Source organism: Streptomyces sp. NPDC006711 (assembly GCF_042869775.1).
In the GTDB taxonomy this organism is placed as follows: domain Bacteria; phylum Actinomycetota; class Actinomycetes; order Streptomycetales; family Streptomycetaceae; genus Streptomyces.
Genome location: NZ_JBIAGO010000002.1, coordinates 615,744 through 635,095 on the forward strand (window position 1 = coordinate 615,744; position 19,352 = coordinate 635,095).

The 19,352-nt window shown below is 71.8% G+C and carries 13 protein-coding genes and 2 pseudogenes; 6 read left to right on the forward strand and 9 right to left on the reverse strand.

All coding sequences use genetic code 11. The features are described from left to right. Positions 1–141: 141 nt before the first annotated feature. From ACFYM2_RS06745 to ACFYM2_RS06755, 3 genes and pseudogenes are all read left to right on the forward strand, one after another. A pseudogene (locus tag ACFYM2_RS06745) lies at positions 142–500 on the forward strand (NUDIX domain-containing protein); the annotation flags it as partial. 496 nt (positions 501–996) lie between these two features. After that, positions 997–1,203 (forward strand): annotated as a pseudogene (locus ACFYM2_RS06750) (helix-turn-helix domain-containing protein); the annotation flags it as partial. 574 nt (positions 1,204–1,777) lie between these two features. After that, positions 1,778–2,113 carry a hypothetical protein gene (locus ACFYM2_RS06755; protein ID WP_388834267.1) on the forward strand — a complete coding sequence of 112 codons (336 nt, stop codon included), beginning with the start codon at positions 1,778–1,780 and terminating at the stop codon, positions 2,111–2,113. 43 nt (positions 2,114–2,156) lie between these two features. Here the strand turns inward: ACFYM2_RS06755 and ACFYM2_RS06760 are convergent, their stop codons facing one another. Together ACFYM2_RS06760 and ACFYM2_RS06765 are read right to left on the reverse strand one after the other, a co-directional pair. Next, complete coding sequence (locus ACFYM2_RS06760) at positions 2,157–2,657, reverse strand: methylated-DNA--[protein]-cysteine S-methyltransferase (RefSeq protein ID WP_388833956.1); 501 nt, start codon at positions 2,655–2,657, stop codon at positions 2,157–2,159. A gap of 27 nt (positions 2,658–2,684) precedes the next feature. Beyond that, the gene (locus ACFYM2_RS06765; RefSeq protein ID WP_388834254.1) at positions 2,685–4,154 is read right to left on the reverse strand and encodes an AlkA N-terminal domain-containing protein; all 1,470 of its coding nucleotides are present in this window, start codon (positions 4,152–4,154) and stop codon (positions 2,685–2,687) included. A 640-nt stretch (positions 4,155–4,794) separates the two neighbouring features. Here ACFYM2_RS06765 and ACFYM2_RS06770 point away from each other — a divergent pair. Then, positions 4,795–5,649, forward strand: a complete 855-nt coding sequence (locus ACFYM2_RS06770; RefSeq protein ID WP_388833959.1) for a metallophosphoesterase family protein — start codon at positions 4,795–4,797, stop codon at positions 5,647–5,649. Between the two features lie 89 nt (positions 5,650–5,738). Here ACFYM2_RS06770 and ACFYM2_RS06775 read toward each other — a convergent pair whose 3' ends face one another. The 3 genes from ACFYM2_RS06775 to ACFYM2_RS06785 form a co-directional block, all read right to left on the reverse strand. After that, positions 5,739–6,260, reverse strand: a complete 522-nt coding sequence (locus tag ACFYM2_RS06775; RefSeq protein ID WP_388833962.1) for an O-acetyl-ADP-ribose deacetylase — start codon at positions 6,258–6,260, stop codon at positions 5,739–5,741. Further along, positions 6,257–7,672 (reverse strand): phytoene desaturase family protein, encoded by a 1,416-nt coding sequence (locus tag ACFYM2_RS06780; RefSeq protein WP_388833965.1) that lies wholly within the window; start codon positions 7,670–7,672, stop codon positions 6,257–6,259. The genes ACFYM2_RS06775 and ACFYM2_RS06780 overlap by 4 nt, the downstream gene beginning before the upstream one ends. A 577-nt stretch (positions 7,673–8,249) precedes the next feature. Then, positions 8,250–9,077, reverse strand: a complete 828-nt coding sequence (locus ACFYM2_RS06785; RefSeq protein ID WP_388833968.1) for an inositol monophosphatase family protein — start codon at positions 9,075–9,077, stop codon at positions 8,250–8,252. 215 nt (positions 9,078–9,292) lie between these two features. On the opposite strand from ACFYM2_RS06785, the gene ACFYM2_RS06790 reads away from it, so the two are divergent. Beyond that, positions 9,293–10,348 (forward strand): biotin/lipoate A/B protein ligase family protein, encoded by a 1,056-nt coding sequence (locus ACFYM2_RS06790; RefSeq protein ID WP_388833971.1) that lies wholly within the window; start codon positions 9,293–9,295, stop codon positions 10,346–10,348. On the opposite strand, the gene ACFYM2_RS06795 is transcribed toward ACFYM2_RS06790, so the two are convergent. The 4 genes from ACFYM2_RS06795 to ACFYM2_RS06810 all read right to left on the reverse strand — a co-directional run bounded on the left by ACFYM2_RS06795 (position 10,345) and on the right by ACFYM2_RS06810 (position 17,118). Next, a complete protein-coding gene (locus ACFYM2_RS06795) occupies positions 10,345–11,871 on the reverse strand; it encodes an NCS1 family nucleobase:cation symporter-1 (protein WP_388833974.1) in 1,527 nt (508 codons plus the stop codon). The genes ACFYM2_RS06790 and ACFYM2_RS06795 overlap by 4 nt on opposite strands. Before the next feature lie 114 nt (positions 11,872–11,985). Beyond that, a complete protein-coding gene (locus ACFYM2_RS06800) occupies positions 11,986–12,984 on the reverse strand; it encodes a TIGR03842 family LLM class F420-dependent oxidoreductase (RefSeq protein ID WP_359001899.1) in 999 nt (332 codons plus the stop codon). A 301-nt stretch (positions 12,985–13,285) separates the two neighbouring features. After that, positions 13,286–16,120, reverse strand: coding sequence for a stealth conserved region 3 domain-containing protein (locus tag ACFYM2_RS06805; RefSeq protein WP_388833977.1), 2,835 nt, complete (start codon positions 16,118–16,120; stop codon positions 13,286–13,288). Then, positions 16,117–17,118, reverse strand: a complete 1,002-nt coding sequence (locus tag ACFYM2_RS06810) for a hypothetical protein (RefSeq protein ID WP_350233473.1) — start codon at positions 17,116–17,118, stop codon at positions 16,117–16,119. The genes ACFYM2_RS06805 and ACFYM2_RS06810 overlap by 4 nt, the downstream gene beginning before the upstream one ends. A gap of 412 nt (positions 17,119–17,530) precedes the next feature. Between ACFYM2_RS06810 and ACFYM2_RS06815 the strand changes: the two genes are divergently transcribed. Continuing rightward, complete coding sequence (locus tag ACFYM2_RS06815; RefSeq protein ID WP_388833980.1) at positions 17,531–19,315, forward strand: stealth family protein; 1,785 nt, start codon at positions 17,531–17,533, stop codon at positions 19,313–19,315. Positions 19,316–19,352 lie beyond the last annotated feature (37 nt).

Here is a 19,352-nt window from a genome sequence, read left to right on the forward strand (position 1 = left end):
CTGCCGCTCGATGCGATGGACGCGGAGGTCACGACGGCGAGGGAAGACCGGTCGAGCCGGGAGCTCAGGCGACTCCGTTCGATCAGCACTCCTCACGTTCGGAACAACAACAGCCACTGAGGCATGCGAACTGTTCATAAGGGCGGGACCATCGAGTCCGACGCCGGGGAGACTCCGCGTCAGGCGGGCCGCCGGGAGACCCCGGAGGAGATCGGTCTCGACGTGGCGCCCGGCCGCTTCCTCCCATTTGACTGGGTGCACGGCACGCCCGCCCGCCCGCCGATCGTCGCGTACGTCTACGACGGCGGCGCCCTCGACCGCGCCGCCCTGGCCGCGGTCCGCCTCCAGGAGCAGGAGCTGCTGCCCTGCGCCTGGTCCCCCGCGACGAGCTCACCGCCCACCTCCCCGGCCCACTCGGCGACCGGGTGCTCGCGGCACTCGACGTCCTGACAGAGGGCCACGGCACGGCGGAGTTGGAGAACGGGCGGCGGGTGGGGTGAGGCGATCCCTCTCACCGCGAGGGGCAGGGAGGATGTCCCACCCCGCATCCGGACCGGCACGTCAATCCGTTCACGGGATGGGCACCTCCTTTCATCCGGGTCGCTCAGGCGGCGGTGTGGGCCCGCCCGTCACGGCCTTGACGCAAGCGCCGCAGGGCGGGCCGTGGGGTGAACGGTTCCCATGCCTTCGCCTTCACGGAAGGTCCAGCGGAACCGTGACGCCATGCGCCTCACGCATGTGACGGCGTCGCTTCACGCGGGCATCGACCTCCTGAGACGGGTTTCGCTCGCGTACCGCCAAGCGCAGCTGCGCGTCCAGCTCTCCGCATACCGCGCATGCTTCCGCCTCCTGCGATGCCTGACTTGTCTTCCCGACGTCTCGCCGTAGCCCGATCGGCTGTCCTGATGCGTACATGGGTCGCTCCTTCCTTTCGGTTGTGCTCCCTAGGTGTACGCCGAGCCAACTCGCCTGACAGTGGCCGCAGTAGTGGCCACCATGGGTTCCGTGACCCTGGGAGACTTGATCAAGATGCTTCGGAACGGGAAAGGCTGGTCGCAAGGAGACCTGGCCGAGCGTCTCTGCGGCCTGTCCGACCGTCCGACGCTGACCCGTGAGGAGGTCAGCCGTTGGGAGACCGCGAAACGGTCTCCGGGACGGTTCTGGTTGCCCTTCCTTGCCGAAGCCCTGTCCGTGCCTCGGGAAGCCCTCGAGGCCGCCAAGGCGGGCCGCCCCGCAGCGCTGAGCGAGGCGACTCGCCAAGCACTCGTCAGGGCCATGGGTGCGCCGTATGTCCTGGACGACTGGCACAGGCTCACCGAGGACTACGGTTACGACTTCATGTCTCTGTCGTCGAGGACGGTGGAGCCCCGGCTCGCGGGTGACCTTCTCCTGCTGCGCCCGGGGTTGAACGATGCCTCCCCCGGCCTGTGGGAGGTGGCAGGCAGGCTCTCGGTCGTCATGGCAATGGCATCGGCTTCGCTGAACGGACCCGCCGCCTCCGCGCGGTGGTACCGAACGGCCATCGCCGCAGCCGACAGGAGCGGCAGTGTCAGCCTTCGGGAGTGGACCCGAGGACAAGGCGCGCTCGCCCTCATCTACGAAGGATCACAACCCGGACCCGTCATTCGGATGGCACAGGTGGGGCTGGCCCTGTCCGAGAAACCGTCACTCGGGCGACTATGTGCTCGCGCTCGCGCTCGCTCACGCCTACGCAAAGCTGAACCAGTCGGTTCCCGCCCTGGACGCTCTCAGGAATGCCGACGACATGTTCCCTACGGTGGAGACCGACGAAGATGCCTCGGTGTTCTGCATGCCGAGGTGGGGTTACAGCCTGACGAAGACACTCGTACACGCGAGGCTCGGCAACATCGCGCAGTCCCGGGCCGAGCAGGACACGGCCGACGCCCTCAGGCCCAGGCATCTGGAACGCTATGCGGCCCACACGAACGTGCACCGCGCCCTGTCCGTGGTGAAGTCGGGTGACGTCGGTCCAGGGCTCGACATGGCACGTGAGGCGCTTGCGTCGCTGCCGGAGGGCCACCGGTCACAGGTACTGCGGGGCTTCGTCGCCGAAGTAAAAGCCGCGGCCCAAGGAGGCGCAGGCCACGGGTAGAGCCGATCGGCAGCGCGCTGCCCCGGCTCCTGCGCACGTTTGGCTAGAAGAGCACGTCCTCCCTCGCCGCGCCGCGTTCGAACGCGAGCAACCGCTGTTTGCGCTCCAGGCCGCCGCCGTAGCCGGTGAGGCTGCCGTTGGCGCCGATGACGCGGTGGCAGGGCACGATGATGCCCACCGGGTTCTTGCCGTTGGCCAGGCCCACCGCGCGGGATGCGCCCGGGCTGCCGAGGGCTTCGGCGAGTTCGCCGTAGGTGCGGGTCTCGCCGTACGGGATCTGCTGGAGCCCGCGCCAGACGCGCCGCTGGAACGGGGTGCCCGACAGTTTCAACTCCATGGTGAATTCGGTCAGTTCACCCGCGAAGTACGCCTGGAGCTGATCGATGACCTCGGGGAAGGGGCCGCCGTCACCGCGCTCACCGAAGGTCTCCTGCGGCGGGCGGTGACGCTGGTTCTCCATGTAGAGGCGGCTCAGGACGCCGTCGGCGGCGACCAGGGTGAGCGGGCCGTAGGGGCTGTCGATGAGGGTGTGGGTGATGCGCACGGCTGACTCCGTCGATCCTCGACTTCCCTATGCGGGAAGGTAGTTGATGGCGTGGTCCTCGGTCGCCCAGAGGTACTGGACGGCGTAGGCCCGCCAGGGACGCCAGGCGGCGGCGCGCGCGGTGAGCGCGGCGGGGGTGGCGGGCAGGCCGAGGTGCTGGGCGGCCCGGCGCATGCCGAGGTCGGTGGGCAGGAACGCGTCCGGGTCGCCGAGCGCCCGCATCGCGATCGCCTCGATGGTCCAGGGGCCGAAGCCCGGCAGCGTCCTGAGCTGGGCGCGGGCCAGGTCCCAGTCGCTGTCGAGGCCCAGCTTGAGGGTCCCGTCGGCGAGGGCGGCGACGAGGGTGGTCAAGGTGGTGCGGCGGCTGCGCGGCAGGGCCAGGGACTCCGGGTCGATCTCCGAGAGCTGGGCCGGGGTCGGGAAGAGGTGGGTGAGACCGCCCGCCGGATCGTGGACGGCGTGACCGTGCGCCGCCACCAGACGCGCCGCGTGGGTGCGGGCGGCGGCCGTCGAGACCTGCTGGCCGAGCACGGCGCGCACCGCGAACTCGGCGGCGTCCACCGTGCGCGGCACCCGCCGCCCCGGCGCCTTGGCGACCAGCGGCGCGAGCAGCGGGTCGGTGCGCAGCCGGTCGTCCACGGCAACCGGGTCGGCGTCCAGGTCGAGCATCCAGCGGCACCTGCTGATGGCGATGGTCAGATCGCGCAGGTCCGTGAGGTGCAGTACGCAGCCGATGTGCTCGGGCCCCGGGGTGAGCTCGGCGATTCCGTGTCCGTACGGGAGGGTCAGGGTGCGGCGGAACGAGCCGTTCCGCCACTCCTCCACGCCGGGGACGCCCGTCGCGGCGAGGTGGCCGAACAGGTTGTCCGGGGTCAGCGGGGCCCGGAAGGGCAGCCGCAGGGTGATCGCCCCCGGCGTCTGGCGGGCGATGCCGCGCGTGGCGCGGGTCCGCAGCTCGGTCGGGGCGAGCGCGAAGACTTCCCGCACGGTGTCGTTGAACGTACGGATCGAGGAGAACCCGGCGGCGAAGGCGACCTCGGCCATGGGCAGCGGGGTCGTCTCGATGAGGAGCCGCGCGGTCTGGGCGCGCTGTGCCCTTGCCAGGGCCAGGGGGCCGGCTCCCAGCTCGGCGAGCAGCTGGCGTTCGATCTGCCGGGTGCTGTAGCCGAGGCGGGAGGCGAGCCCGGGCACCCCTTCGCGGTCGACGACGCCGTCCCGGATGAGGCGCATGGCCCGGGCGACGGTGTCGGCGCGGGCGTTCCACTCCGGCGAGCCCGGGGTCGTGTCCGGGCGGCACCGCTTGCAGGCCCGAAACCCTGCCTGCTGACAGGCGGCCGCGCTCGGGTAGAAGGTCATGTTCTCGACCTTGGGCGGCACGACGGGGCAGCTGGGGCGGCAGTAGATGCGGGTGGTGAGGACGGCCGTGAAGAACCATCCGTCGAAGCGCGCGTCCTTGGACTGAACAGCGCGCACGCAGCGCTCGGTGTCGGTGTGCATGGGTGCGGGAGCGACGGGGGGCATGGATCCAGCATCCGGCACGGGCAGCACCCCCGCTGGCGAGAATCCGACATCGACCTCGCGGGGCCTGGGGCGGCCAGCGGCCCGCCTACCGGGTGGGCAGGGCCACTGCTGCCGCCGCCTGCCGTCTGCCTGCCGACTGCGTGGCGACTGCCATCGGCCTGCCGACTGCCGACTGCCGTGGTCGGGCGCTCGGGTCCGGGAGCGCTTCCAACCGCCTGCGCGGGGAGCGCTTCCAACCACCGGCCCGAGCCGGGGAGCGCTTCCAACCGCCTGCCCTGGGGAGCGCATCCAACCACCCGGGCCTGGGAGCGCTTCCAACGGTCTGCCCGGGCCCGGGACGCTGGCAAGCCGACCGACCTGAAAGCGCTTCCGGCCACATGCTCGGGCCAGGGCGGCCACCCGGCGGGCGGCCTGAGAGCGCTCTCGACCACCACCCCTGCCCGCCACCCCTCCCCCGCCCCGCCTTCCCGTCGGCCCCGCCCGTCGACCGCGCCGACCCACGCCGGCCGGCCACGCCGCCTCAACCACGCTCGGCGTCACAAAGGAAACAGTTGTCCGAGCGGTGCGGAGTGTGATCTCGTGGTCGCGATCACGTACTCGGAACGGGGGGCCACATATGGCGGACGGTACCGGGCAGTTGCTGGCCATCAGCGACCTGCACATCGGATACGCCGAGAACCGCGCCCTTGTGGAGAAGCTGGCGCCCGGTTCCGACGACGACTGGCTCCTGGTGGCCGGGGACGTCGCCGAGAAGGTCGCTGACATCCACTGGGCCCTCTCCACCTTGGCGAGCCGCTTCCGCAAGGTCGTGTGGGTGCCCGGCAACCATGAGTTGTGGACGCACCCGAAGGACGACATCACCCTGCGCGGTACCGCCCGTTACGCCCACCTGGTCCAGATGTGCCGCGATCTCGGTGTGCTCACCCCGGAGGACCCCTACCCGGTCTGGGACGGCCCCGGCGGCCCGGTCGCCGTCGCGCCGCTGTTCCTGCTGTACGACTACAGCTTCCTGCCGGCCGGCCGGACCACGAAGGCCGAGGGGCTTGAGTACGCGTACGGCACCGGGGTCGTGTGCAACGACGAGTACCTGCTGCATCCCGACCCCTATCCGAGCCGCGAGGCCTGGTGCCGCGCCCGGGTGGAGGAGACGGAACGCCGGCTCACGGCGCTCCCCGACGACCTGCCCACGGTCCTGGTCAACCACTACCCGTTGCACCGCCACCCCACGGACGTCCTGTGGTACCCGGAGTTCGCGATGTGGTGCGGCACCCGGCTGACCGACGACTGGCACCGCAGGTTCCGGGTGGCCGCCATGGTCTACGGCCACCTCCACATTCCCCGGACCACCTGGCACGAAGGGGTCCGCTTCGTGGAGGTGTCGCTCGGCTATCCCCGCGAGTGGCGCTCCCGCTCGACGGCGCCCGGGCAGCCGCGCCGCATCCTGCCGCCGCCGGCGGAACACCCCCGCTGACCGGGAGCCGCGTCGGCGTGGGCGCGGGCGTGGGCGTGTCAGAGGCTCTGCCCCCAAACCCCGCCCGGCGCACGCTTCATGACGCGCCGTCAGCTCACCCACGCCGCGAACGCCTCGTACGCCCGCTCGTCGAAGAGTACGAACCTGACCTCCTCGACCGACGTGTCCGCTGCCCGCACCGTCTGCACCGCGATCCTGGCAGCGTCCTCCATCGGCCACGCGTAGACGCCCGTGGAGATCGCCGGGAACGCGATCGTGCGCGCGCCCAGTTCGTCGGCCACTCGCAGCGACTCCCGGTAGCAGGAGGCAAGCAGCGACGCGTCGCCGCCGCCGCTCCCGTACACCGGGCCCACCGTGTGGATCACATGGCGGGCGCGCAGCAGCCCCGCCGTGGTGGCGACCGCCTGGCCCGTTTTGAGGCCCTTGCCGTAGTGCGAGGCCCGCAGCGCGCGGCACTCGGCCAGGATGGCGGGGCCGCCGCGCCGGTGGATCGCGCCGTCCACCCCGCCGCCGCCGAGCAGCGAGGAGTTCGCGGCGTTGACGATGGCGTCCACCACCTGCTCGGTGATGTCGCCGCGTACCAGGACGATCTTCGCCCGCGCCGGCGTCATCGCCGGTCCGCCTCGCGCAGGCGGCGCCACACGGCCTTCGCCGCGTTGTGGCCGGACATGCCGTGGACGCCCGGGCCCGGCCAGGCGGCCGACGAGCACAGGAACACCGAGGGGTGCCGGGTCGCGTACGGGAACAGGGAGATCTTCGGGCGGAGCAGCAGTTGGAGGCCGCGGGCGGCGCCGCAGGCGATGTCGCCGCCCACGTAGTTGGCGTTGCGCGCGGCCAGTTGGGGCGGGCCCGCGGTCGCACGGGCCAGGATCCGGTCGCGGAAGCCGGGCGCGAACCGCTCGAGCTGGCGCTCGATGGCGTCCGTCAAGTCGCCCTCCCATCCATTGGGGACGTGGCCGTACGCCCAGAACACGTGCTTGCCCTCCGGCGCCCGTGAGGCGTCGACGAGGCTCGGCTGGGCGGTGATCAGGAACGGCGTGCGGGGGGCGGTGCCGCCGGACGCCTGGCTCAGGGCGGCGCCGATGTCGCGGCTCGACGGGCCGACCTGGACGGTGCCGGCCCGCCGGGCCTCCTTCGCGGTCCAGGGCACGGGGCCGTCAAGGGCGTAATCGATTTTGAAGACGGCGGCGCCGTACCGGTGGTCCGCGTAGGCGCTGCCCAGGCCCGCGATGCGGGCGAGCGCGGTCGGCGAGGTGTCGAAGAGGTAGGCGCGGGCCGGCGGCAGGTCGTCGAGGCGCTTGACCTCGAAGCCGGTGTGGACGACGCCGCCGAGGTCGCGCAGATACCCGGTGAGGGCGTCGGAGATCGACTGGGAGCCCCCGCGCGGCAGCGGCCAGCCGTTCTCGTGCGCGGCGAGCGCGAAGAGCATGCCGACGCCCGCCGTGGCGATGCCGCCCAGCGGGGCGATGACATGGGCGACGAGGCCGGCCATCAGGGCGCGCGCCCGGTCGTCGCGGAAGCGGCGCATCAGCCAGGTGTAGGGCGGCAGCCCCACCGTGCCGAACCGGGCGAGACCGACGGGGTCGCGCGGCAGGGCGGTGAGCGGCAGCGACATGAAGTCCCGTGCCAGCACGTCCCACTTGCCGAGGAAGGGGGTCATCAGACGGCGGTACGCTCCCGCGTCGCGCGGGCCGAAGGACGCGGCCGTCTCGGCGACCGAGCGGGACAGCACCGCGGCCGTGCCGTCGTCGAAGGGGTGGGCCATCGGCAGTTCGGGGTGCAGCCATCGCAGCCCGTAGCGCTCCAGCGGCATGGCGCGGAAGGCGGGCGAGCCGATGCCCAGGGGGTGCACGGCGGAGCACGGGTCGTGACGGAAGCCGGGGAGGGTGAGCTCTTCGGTCCTCGCGCCTCCGCCCACGGTCTCCTTGGCCTCGAAGACCTCGACGCGCAGGCCCCTCCTGGCCAGTTCGACGGCGGCGGTCAGCCCGTTGGGACCCGCCCCCACGACGACTGCATCGAGCATCGACGCCACCTCGGACTCCTCACGCCACGGCCAAGGACCCCAGGATATTCCGGCGCGCCGATAATCCCGCCGGGGGTGGCGTGCGAGGGGTGAACTCGCCATCGCACACCGCCATCGGATGCCGCCATCGGTCAAACCATCGGACGCCGCCCATCGGACGTCGCCTTCGGTCACCGCGTGTCCGCCGTCGCCGCGTGTCCGCCGTCGCTGCGTGGTTCACCGAGGTGCCCGGCGCGCTGGTCGTCACCTCGGGCGGCAGCCGCGCCCGGGGCACGTACCGGCCGGACTCCGACGGGGACCCCGGCGTCCACTACCGGGGTGAGCTCCACGTGCCCGCGCCGGCCCGGCCGGCAGGGCGGGCGACCGGCACCCCGGCGGAGGTCGCCCATCACCGGCGCCGGCCTTTAAACGAGAAGGGCGCGGCGGCCGCGCTGCCCGTCGCGCCCGCGGGCTTCGGCGGCCCTGGCCGACCTCATCCCCGACCCAGTGGATCTGGCCCAGGACCTGGTGAGCGAGGTGCGGACAGCGTTGGCCTGACCGGGGCCGGGACGCGGCGGGTCACCAGCGCCCGATGCCCTCACTCCCCCGCGAGCAGCCCCCGGATCCGCTCCGCCGTCGCCGCGTCGCGTGCCGCGGTGAACGGCAGCTCGTTGCCCCCGGCGATCCGGAACGGCACCCCGGCGACGGTGGTCTGCGCGCCGCCCGCCTCGGTGACCAGGAGCAGTCCCGCCGCGTGGTCCCAGGCGTACTCCCAGGAGAACGCCAGCGCGTCGAGCTCTCCTCGCGCGATCGCCAGGTATTCCAGGCCGGCCGAGCCGCACGGGACCGCCTCCACGCCCTCGGTGCGCAGGGCCAGGAGGGCCTGCTTCTGCTCGGGCGTGGTGTAGTCCGGGTGGGAGGTGGCGACCCGCAGGACCGCGCCCGGCTGGGGTGAACCGGCGTGCAGCGGCTCGCCGTTGAGGGTGGCGCCCCGGCCGCGGACGGCCACGGCCATCTCGTCGAGCGCCGGCGCGTACGTCCACGACGCGAGCAGTTCGCCCCGGTGGGCGAGGGCGACCAGGGTGCAGAAGCCGGCTTCGCCCCGGACGAACTGGCGGGTGCCGTCCACGGGGTCGACGATCCACACCGGCGCGTCGCCGCGCAGCGCCTCGTACACCGCCGGATCGGCGTGCACGGCCTCCTCGCCGACGACCACCGAGCCCGGAAGTATCGCGGTCAGGGCGGCCGTCAGATGCTCCTCGGCGAGCCGGTCGGCGACCGTCACGAGATCGTGCGGGCCGTTCTTCTCGACGATCTCGTGCAGGGCCAGGCGGCGGAAGCGCGGCATGATCTCGGCGGCCGCCGCCTTGCGGACCGCCTCTTCCACCGCTGCCGGGACACCCTCGAGAATTCCTTCGTCGATCATGCGTCCAGCAAAGCACGCGCCACTGACAACGGGCGAGCCACGGGAGCTCCCTCGGTGAACAGTGCGTGGCCGCAGGGCGACGTCCGGCCGGAGCGCCGCCGGGACTTTCCGCGGCCGCCCAGAGCCCGGCTTTCCCGGAGCGGGCGGCCCCGCGCCGCGAAACAGCGCGGGGCGCATTACCGTTGAGCCCGCTCAGAACAGAGGGAGGCACAACGGTGCACGGCGAATACAAGGTCCCCGGCGGCAAGCTCGTCGTGGTCGATCTGGAGACGCGCGACGGCGTCCTGCGGGACGTACGGGTCGCGGGTGACTTCTTCCTCGAACCCGACGAGGCGATCGACGCGATCAACGGCGCTCTGGAGGGCGCCCCCGCCGACACCACCGCCGCCGGCCTCTCGGCCCGGATCGACGCGGCCCTGCCGCCCGGCACCACCATGTACGGACTGTCGTCGGACGGGGTCGCGGTCGCGGTGCGCCGGGCCCTGGCCCATGCCACCGACTGGAACGACTACGACTGGCAGCTCATCCACGACGGCCCGCAGGAGCCCGCCCTGCACATGGCGCTCGACGAGGTCGTCACCGCCGAGGTCGCGGCCGGCCGGCGTCCGCCGACGCTGCGGGTGTGGGAGTGGGGCGCGCCCGCGGTGGTCATCGGCAGCTTCCAGTCGCTGCGCAACGAGGTCGATCCGCGGGGAGCCGAGCGCCACGGCATCACGGTGGTGCGGCGGATCAGCGGCGGCGGCGCCATGTTCATCGAGCCCGGCAACACCATCACGTACTCGCTCTCCGTGCCGAACGCCCTCGTGCAGGGTCTCTCCTTCGCGGACAGCTACGCCTACCTCGACGACTGGGTGCTCGGCGCGCTCGGCGACATGGGTGTCAAGGCCTGGTACCAGCCGCTCAACGACATCGCGACCGAGGCGGGCAAGATCGCGGGCGCGGCGCAGAAGCGGATGGTCGCGGATGACGGCGCGGTGCTGCACCACGTGACGATGGCGTACGACATCGACGCGGACAAGATGATGGACGTGCTGCGCATCGGCAAGGAGAAGCTGTCCGACAAGGGCACCACGAGCGCGAAGAAGCGCGTCGATCCGCTGCGGCGCCAGACGGGTCTGGCGCGCGAGACGGTGATCGAGCGGATGATCGCGTCCTTCCGCTCCCGCTACGGCCTGGCCGAGGGCCGTGTCACGGACGAGGAGATGTCCCGGGCGCGCGAGCTCGCGGCCACGAAGTTCTCCGCCGAGGAGTGGACCGCGCGCGTGCCCTAGGAGCGCGGCCCGGGGGCGTTCGGGTCCTGGGTCGCGCGGTGTGCGGGGCGGTTTCCGGCCGACAGGGCGGCGTACAGCACCAGCCCCGAGCCGAGTCCCACCGCCCAGCCGTAGTCCGCGAGCGGTTTCAGGAGGGGGATGAGACCGCGCGTGGGGAAGGGGCCGGCTTTGGCGCCGTGCTCGTCGAGCGTGGAGTACGAGCCGCCGACCGCGAGGACGCCGCCCACCGCGAACGCGGCCACCGCCCGCCAGTTCCAGCCGGCCCGGTACCAGTAGCGGCCGCCGGGCCGGTAGAGGTCGGCGACGTCCAGGATGGTGCGGCGCACCACCCAGTAGTCGGCGATGAGGATCCCCGCGACCGTGCCGAGGAGTCCGCCGACCACGCCGAGCCAGGTGAAGATGTACAGCTGGGGCGTCGAGGTCAGCTTCCACGGCAGGACCAGGACGCCGACGACACCCGTGACGAGCGCTCCCCGGCGGAAGGTGATGGTCCTGGGCGCGAGGTTCGCCAGGTCGTACGCCGGGGAGACCACGTTGGCCGCGATGTTGACGGAGATCGTCGCGACGAGGACGGTGACCAGCGCGAAGAGCAGCCCGAAGACGTTGTCGGTCTTGGCGACCAGGTCGACCGGGTTCCAGATCGGCGCCCCGTACACCGCCTGGGAGCCGGAGGTGACGAGGACCGACAGGAGCGCGAAGGCGGTCATCGTGGTGGGCAGCCCGAGCGTCTGGCCCCAGACCTGGGCGCGCTGGCCTCGGCCGAAGCGGGTGAAGTCGGGGATGTTCAGGGACAGCGTGGCCCAGAAGCCGATCATGCCCATGAGGGACGGGAAGAAGACCCGCCAGAAGTGCGGGCCCCAGCCGTACCGTGCGGGCTGGTCCAGGAGCGGGCCGAAGCCGCCCGCCTTGTGGGCGATCCACGCGAGCAGGACGAGCGCGCCGATCAGGACGAAGGGCGCCGCCCAGTTCTCGAAGCGGCGCAGGGTCTCCATCCCCCGGTGGATGATGGCGAGTTCGAGGGCCCAGAAGACGGCGAAGCACAGCCAGAGCGTCCAGGGCTGACCGCCGGTCTCCGCCGCGTGGGTCCAGCCGCCGAAGACCTTGCCGAGCAGCACGAAGACGCCCTGGCCGCCGATCCAGGTCTGGATGCCGAACCAGCAGCACGCCACGGCGGCACGGATCATGGCCGGAAGGTTGGCGCCGCGCAGTCCGAAGGAAGCGCGGGCCAGAACGGGGAAGGGGATGCCGTACTTCGGGCCCGCGTGTCCGGTCAGGAGCATCGGGACGAGCACGGTCACGTTGGCGACGGCGATGGTGAAGACCGCCTGCTTCCAGTCCATGCCGAGTGCGACGAGGCCCGAGGCGAGCGTCCAGGAGGGGATGTTGTGGGCCATGCCGACCCACAGCGCGGCGAAGTTGTAGGTCGACCAGACGCGCGCCTCGCGGGGCACGGGACGCAGGTCCGCGTTGGTGAACCGGTCATCGCGCGCGGGGAGTTCGGGTATGGCGGAGGGGTCGGGCATGGGCAGGCCATCCGTTCGGGGACGCGGCGAGGGGATGCGAACGGGCCGTGCGGGGCTGGGAGTTGAGGGGCCGGGCAGCGGGTTGGACGGCCGGGCAGGAAAGTTGGCGGGCCGTCAGCTCAGGGCCGGGATGACCTGCGCGCCGTACGCGTCGATGACCGCCTCGCGCGCGTCGTGCATGGCGTACAGCGCGAACTGGTCCACGCCGAGTTCGCGCAGCGCCCGCAGTTTGTCGATGTGGGCCTCGACCGGGCCCAGCAGACAGAAGCGGTCCACGATCTCGTCGGGCACGAAGGCGGTGTCGGGGTTCCCGGTCCTGCCGTGGTGGCTGTAGTCGTACCCCTGGCGCCGCTTGATGTACTCGGTGAGCGCTTCGGGGACGAGGCCGGAGTGCTCGCCGTAGCGGGCCACCAGGTCCGCCACGTGGTTGCCGACCATGCCGCCGAACCAGCGGCACTGCTCACGGGCGTGGGCCAGGTCGTCGCCGACGTAGGCCGGCGCGGCGACACAGATCGTGATCGACTCCGGGTCGCGCCCCGCGTCGGCGGCCGCCTCGCGGACCGCCTTGACCATCCACTCCGTCAGATAGGGATCGGCGAGCTGAAGGATGAACCCGTCGGCCTTCTCGCCCGCGAGCGCGAGGGCCTTCGGACCGTACGCGGCCATCCAGACGGGCAGTTTGCCGTCCTTGACCCACGGCAGCCTCAGGCGCTGTCCTTCGACCTCGGCCTCCCGGCCCTCGGCGAGGTCGCGGATGACGCCGATCGCCTCCCCGAGCCTGGCCAGGGTGTTGGGTTTGCGTCCCGCCACCCGCATCGCGGAGTCGCCGCGCCCGATGCCGCACACCGTGCGGTTGCCGTACATCTCGTTGAGGGTGGCGAAGGTGGAGGCGGTGACCTCCCAGGTGCGGGTGCCGGGGTTGGTCACCATGGGGCCGACGGTCAGCTTGGTGGTGTGTTCCAGGATGCGGCTGTAGATGACGAACGGCTCCTGCCAGAGCACCGAGGAGTCGAAGGTCCAGCCGTAGCGGAAGCCGTTGCGTTCCGCGCGCCGCATGAGGCCGACGACGGCCGACGCGGGCGGGTCGGTCTGGAGGACGAGTCCGAAATCCATCAGTGCTCCTAGCGGTCCACGTGGCGGTGGTGCGTCCGTGCGGTGCTTCCGGGCCGGGGGTAGGGGGGCTGGTGTCCTTCCACGTCAGACCATGCCGGGCCGGGTCGAGCGAGCCTCATGAGCGGTCCGAGGAGGGAAATCCTGGACCTTCCCCCAAGGCTTGGCAAGAGGGCTTCGGCGCGTGTCCCGGCCTCTTGGCACAGTGTCCACGAACGGGTGCTCCCGCCCGGTCGCGGCGCGCGGTGAAAGGCCGAGGGGGCGGCGCACAAGCGCCGCCCCCTCCTCATGCCGCTGTGTTCCGTCAGCGCCTCTGCTCGAAGGGCGAGGGCACGGGGAAGTAGGCCGCGAGGAAGGCCCGCAGGGTGCGGTCCTGTTCCTCGACGGAGACCTCCGCGTTCGCCGACTCACCGATGCAGAAGACGCTGCGGTTGCGGGTGGCCAGCAGACGACTCAGGACCGTGTGGTGCTGGGGGTTGCCCACGTTGACGTAGGTGCAGGAGATCGTCGACGGCGTGGAGCGGCCCGTCAGATACCCGTAGTGGTGGTGCAGGGAGGAGGTGATGGACAGGTCGGAGGAGGCCCGGAAGCGGCTGGCCGCCGTGGCCGCGACCTGCTCGGGGAACTTCTCGCTGATCTCCTGAAGGACGCTGCGCCGCAGCGGGTGGGGAGCGTGCAGGAAGCTGTGGGTCGCGGTGCGGCCGAACATCTCCTCGAGCAGCGCCCGGTTGTTCTTCGCGGCGGCGAAGTAACCCTCGTCGTCGTCGGAGAGCTCGCTCGGCGGCACGGCGGTGGGCGAACGGAAGTGGAGGGCGTTGCCGCTGCTGTCGAAGAAGGACTGCGGGGTCAGCGGCCGCCCGATGAACACGTCGTCATTGAGGTAGAGGAAGTGCTCGGACAGGCCCTCGATGCGGTGCAACTGGCTTTCGATGGCATGGGAGTTGAAGGTGGGAAGCCAGTCGGCGTCGCCGAAGATGTCGCGGTGGCTGACCAGGTTGACGCGCGGGTCGCTGGTGTCGAGCCAGGCGGGGGCCTGGTCGTCGGTGACCAGGTGGATGGTGCGCACCCAGGGCGCGTACATGGCCAACGACCGCAGGGAGTACCGCAGTTCGTCGCGGTTGCGGAAGCGTACGTCGCCGTGGTCGGCGTCGGCGGCCGTGGTGATGCCGGCCGCGCGGCGCGCGGCGTCGCGGCGCTCCTGCCACGCGGGGTCGGTGTCGTCGACCCAGGTGTAGACGACGTCGATGGGGAAGTCGATGTCGTTCATGAGGCGACCGGTGTACGCCTTGTCCGTGGGGTGCTCGCGCTCGCCCACCCGCAGCGTCGCGCCCCCCTTCAGGTCGGGAAGGCGGGGCCCGACCAGGGTGGAGCCGCGCGGCGCCTTGCGCCAGCCGGGGAACTCCTCGTCCGGGCCGCTCTCGTCCCAGAACTCCACGGTGCAGCCGAAGGCCGGGCCGTAGCGCAGGGTGCGGCTGGTGGTGACGACCGGCTTGAAGACACGCACCCCCGCCACGTCGTCGGCGCCGCGCAGCCGTTCGGCAAGCCAGGCGCCGGGCACCGCGCCGTTGGGCGAGATGAGTTCGCCGTAGACGGGCTTGCCGTGCAGTTCGGTGGCGAGCGCCGCCAGGGCTTCGGGCCTGCGCTCGACCTCGACCGCGACCCGGTAGGAGGTGCCGGCGTCGCGCAGCAGCACGTAGGGCACGTTGTGGGCGTCGAGGGCGGAGGTGGCGAGTTCGAGGTTCCACTCGGCCATGCGGGGGGCCAGGATGTCGTCACGGACCTCGGCCAGGCGGCCCGCGGTGCGCACGATGGTGCCGGTGCGGTCCTGGGCCTGGAGCAGTACCTCGCGGGCCTTCTGCTCGTCGACGGAGTCGGCGAGGCCGCTGACCGGCGCGCTGACGTTGAAGCTGCGGGTGCCGCCGGCCGCGACGCGCCGGGCGATCCGGTCGGCGCGCTCGGCGAGCCGCTTGGGGTCGTCGCGCCGGGCCAGCAGGCGGGTGAAGAGCTCTTCCCAGCGGCCGGTGATCTCGGCGGCGCCGAAGCGTTCGCGCACGCCCGTGCGGGCGGCGGCGCCGAACGCGCGGCGCGTGTCGTCGTCCTCCATGAGCTTGGCCATGGAGGTGGCCAGCGCGTCCTTGTCGGCGGCGGGCACGAGCAGCCCGTCCACGCCGTGGCGGATGATCTCGGCGGGGCCGGTGACGATGTCGTACGCGACCACGGGCACGCCCGCGGCGAAGACCTCGAGCAGCACCAGCGGGAAGGCCTCGTTGCGCGAGGGCAGCACGGCGAGGGCCGCCTTGGCCCACTCCTGCTCCATCTGGGCGGAGCGGCCCATGAGCTGGACGCGGTCGTGCAGCGAGAAGCCGTCGACCAGGCGGCGCAGATTCACTTCCTGGGGTCCGTCGCCGAAGATCCGCATGGTCCAGCCGGGGTGCTCGTCCGCGATCGCGGCGAACGCCTCGACGGCGTGGTCGATCTGCTTCTCCGGCGTCATGCGGGCGGCCAGCACGATGGTCTTGCTGTCGAGGTCCGAGCGCGGACGGAAGCCGTCCGGCACCGCGTTGGGTATCGCGACCAGTTCGGGGGCGGCCGCGCCGAGGCTGTCGGCGAACCAGTCGTTGGTGCGGTCGGTCAGGGAGACCAGGGCGTCGATGCGGGGCGCGTAGACCAGCAGGGGCTCGCCGGAGACACCGCGCAGCTGGGAGGCGCGGTGCTCCTGGTGGACCGTGATGACGCGGCTGGGGGCCAGGGTGGCGGCGGCCATCAGGGCGGGGGTGGTCGTGATGAGCACGTCGGTGTCGAGCGAGCCGAGCGCGGTGGTCATCTCGATGTCGGAGAGCCGGTCGAAGGTCGACTCCCAGGACGGCTTGATCAGCTCGCTCGGCAGGGACGCCAGGGTGCGGCAGTCCTGCTCGGCCAGGCCGGTGGCGCGCACGGGGCGCCCGTAGGACCCGGTGCGGTCCACGAGGTAGCGGCGCGGGACGTCACGGCCGGCTTCGAAGAACGGCTCGGGGCGGGTCTTGAAGACGCTGATCACTTCCACCTGATGACGCGACATCAGATGATGGGCCTGGGTGTAGACGGCCATCTCGGTGCCGCCCATCTCGTCGCCCCAGGTGAGCAGGAAAGTGATCTTCATCGGTTGGTGTCCTCGGGAGTGACGAAGGGGGCGCAGCTGACGGCGAGGGTGCCGGCTGCCGAGAGGTGGGCGTGCACGCGCAGCACCGTGCCGTCCGCCAGGGCGACGCTGCGGAAGGGCGTGCGGAAGACCCGCTTGGGGTGGCGTACGTCGGTGAGCCTGCGCGCGATCTTGAGGTGGGTCGTCCCCGACCGCAGCCGGATGTCCCACATGCGCTGTCCCCGGCCCTCGCGGCTCATCTCGGCGAGCGGCAGGTCGAAGGTGAACTCGGGGCCCTGCCACTGGGTGGGGATGGCCAGCGGCGTGCCGCCGACGCCGCGCCGCACGGCCTCGGCGCCGGCCTGGGGGCCGGGGGCACGGACCGCGATGAGCCTGCCGCGCACGGTGATCCGGTCCCACTTGAGGTCGAGGGAGACCAGCTCGGCCTGGCGGCGCGGCGCCGAGACCTTGATCATGGCGTGGCCGTCCAGGGTGCGGACCACCCGGTAGTGCACCCCGGTCGCGGGGTCGGGCGGGGTGCGCAGGGTGGGCCCGTCCGACACGGCGTCGCCGAGCGCGGCGATCGGGGTGCGGCGGGTGCGGCCCTGGTGGTCGACGGCCACCAGGCTCATGCGCCACAGACCGTCGGCGAGGCGGGGGCCGTGCGCGGAGGGCGGGTTGTACCGGGCGTGACGCAGGGGGGTGGTCACGGTCAGGAGCGTGGTGCCGTCGGGCTGCGCCTCCTGCTCCAGGGGCAGCTGCTCGACGCGGCCGTGGGACTCCAGGTGGAGCTGCATCTCGGCGACGCCGGCCGGCGGCACGGGGCAGGGCACGGCGAGGTTGAGCGTGCGGCCGCCGAGGAGCGACAGGTGCACGGGCCGCAGCGGCGGGCGGGAGCGGGCACGGGCGCCGAGCGCGGGCACCGTGTCGATCTGCTCGGCCCGTCGCCGGGCGCGCACCGCTGTGCCCCGGGCCCACTTGGCGGCGCGCACCGCGTGGGACAGAAGGGGTTCACCCATGACGCTCCGTTCTCCGAATCTCTCAAGCCGCGTCCCTTTGCGTGAGACGCACCACCCCCGTGCGAGGCGAACCCGCGCCGGCTCGTCGGGCCCCGCGGTTTTCCGTTGTGCCGGACACAACCGCACCATGGCGTCGACCACCGAATTGAGCCGGCGAGACGTATCTCACAGAGATCGCATCGGTGGTGGTGGAACGCCACAGGTTTCCCAGGGCTTTACCGAGTAGCCAAGGCCCAACATGTTAACTTCACATGTGATTCACATGAGAATCGCTGGTTCAGGTCACTCGCCGCGCCTTTGGGGGGTCCGCGTGGCTGCCGTCCCGGCTGGGACGTTTTTTACACGGAGACAGAAGAATATGACGAAGGCCCAAGAAGTAGATGCGACCGGGGCCCGTCGGCAGGGGGCAGTCGTGGTGAACCAGCCGGACGCATTCGGCGTCCAGGTCGGACATGGGGGGATTCGGCCCAGCGCCGAGGCGTCCAGTCTGGTCTCGTTGTACCGAAAAGTGCTGCCCGTCCAGGGCCGGCGAGCCATCGCCCGGCGTTTCTCGCCCGAGCAGCGCCGCCGGGTCAAGCAGCGCATCGGCGCCGCCTCCAGCGCGCTTCAGGCCGTCCAGGTGCGGTCCTCCGCTTTCGCCGCGACCCACCACGCGCTGATCGCCGAGTCCGGTGCGACCGTCGTCACGGCCGAGGGCCGGCTGCGCATCGCGCTGCCCGAGCCCCGCCTCTCCCCCGAGACCGCGCGGCGCGCGAATCTGGCCACCGTCACCCAGGCCCTGTCCGGCGCGGGCATCGACTACTTCTGCGTCCGCCGCCAGGACCGTTCGGCCACCACCGTCGCCGTCTCCCGGGCCGACCGTCCCGCCGCGCTGCGGGTGCTGAGCGAGCACTGCGGCTCCTACCCCGGTTACCTGACGTCCCCCGAGAACGGCGGCCGGGTCCTGGCCGGCTTCCGGCCCGCGAGCTGGGGGCGGTTCTCGCAGGCGGACGTGGTCCGCGTCTTCGCCTACCGGACCGACCCCACCCGGCAGCTGGTGCTCGGGCCCGAGCACGGCTGCGACCTGGAATTCTGGGCCGCCGACGGCGACCGCCTGACGGCGCCCCGGCGCAACTCCATCGCCGAGACCGTGGCCGTCGCGGGGAAGACCGTCGAGGTCCCCGCGGAGACGTTCACCGCGCCCTACGGCTCCCGCGACCGGGGCCTGCTGACGGTCCGTACGCGCGAGGAGTTCACCACCGTCCTGCCGCGTGACATATCGTTTCCCATCGACGCGGTCTACACCTGGGTCGACGGCTCCGACCCCGCGTGGCTCGAGCGTCGCTCGCGGTTCTCGGGGACCAGTTACCACGCGGAGGCGGCCAACGCCGCGCGCTACGCCGACCACGACGAACTGCGGTACTCGCTGCGCTCGTTGGACATGTACGCGCCGTGGATCCGGACCATCTACCTCGTCACCGACGACCAGACGCCGGCCTGGCTCGACACCTCGGCCCCCGGCATCCAGGTGGTGTCGCACCGCGACATCTTCAGCGACCCGAGCGTGCTGCCGACCTTCAACTCCCACGCCATCGAGAGTCAGCTTCATCACATCGACGGGCTGTCGGAGCACTTCCTCTACTTCAACGACGACGTTTTCCTCGGCTCGGAGGCCGCGCCCGGCGACTTCTTCCTCGCCAACGGGCTGACCAGGTTCTTCCCCTCCCCCGCCCTGGTGCCGCTCGGCCCGCCCTCCGCCGACGACGTGCCCGTGGCCGCGGCCGGGAAGAACAACCGCTCGCTCATACAGCAGCGCTTCGGCACCACCCCCGTGGAGAAGATGCGGCACATGCCGCACGCGCTGACCCGCAGCGTCCTGGACGAGATCGAGGAGGAGTTCGCCGAGCAGCACGCCACGACGGCCTCCCGGCGCTTTCGCAGCAGCGACGACATAGCCATACCCTCGTCGCTGTACCACTACCACGCCTTCCACACCCGCCGCGCGGTCCCCGGGGACCTGCGCTACGTCTACCGCGACGTGGCCCACCCGCACACGCCGAGCCAGCTCGACCGGCTGCTGCGCGACCGTGACAAGGACGTGTTCTGCCTCAACGACACCACGTCCGACGAGGCGGACTTCGCGCGCAGCGACCGTCTCATCCGTACGTTCCTCAAGGCCTACTTCCCGGTGGCGAGCAGGTTCGAGCGGACCCCTTGACCCAGGGCCGCTGACCGGACCCCGCACCTTCTGCCCA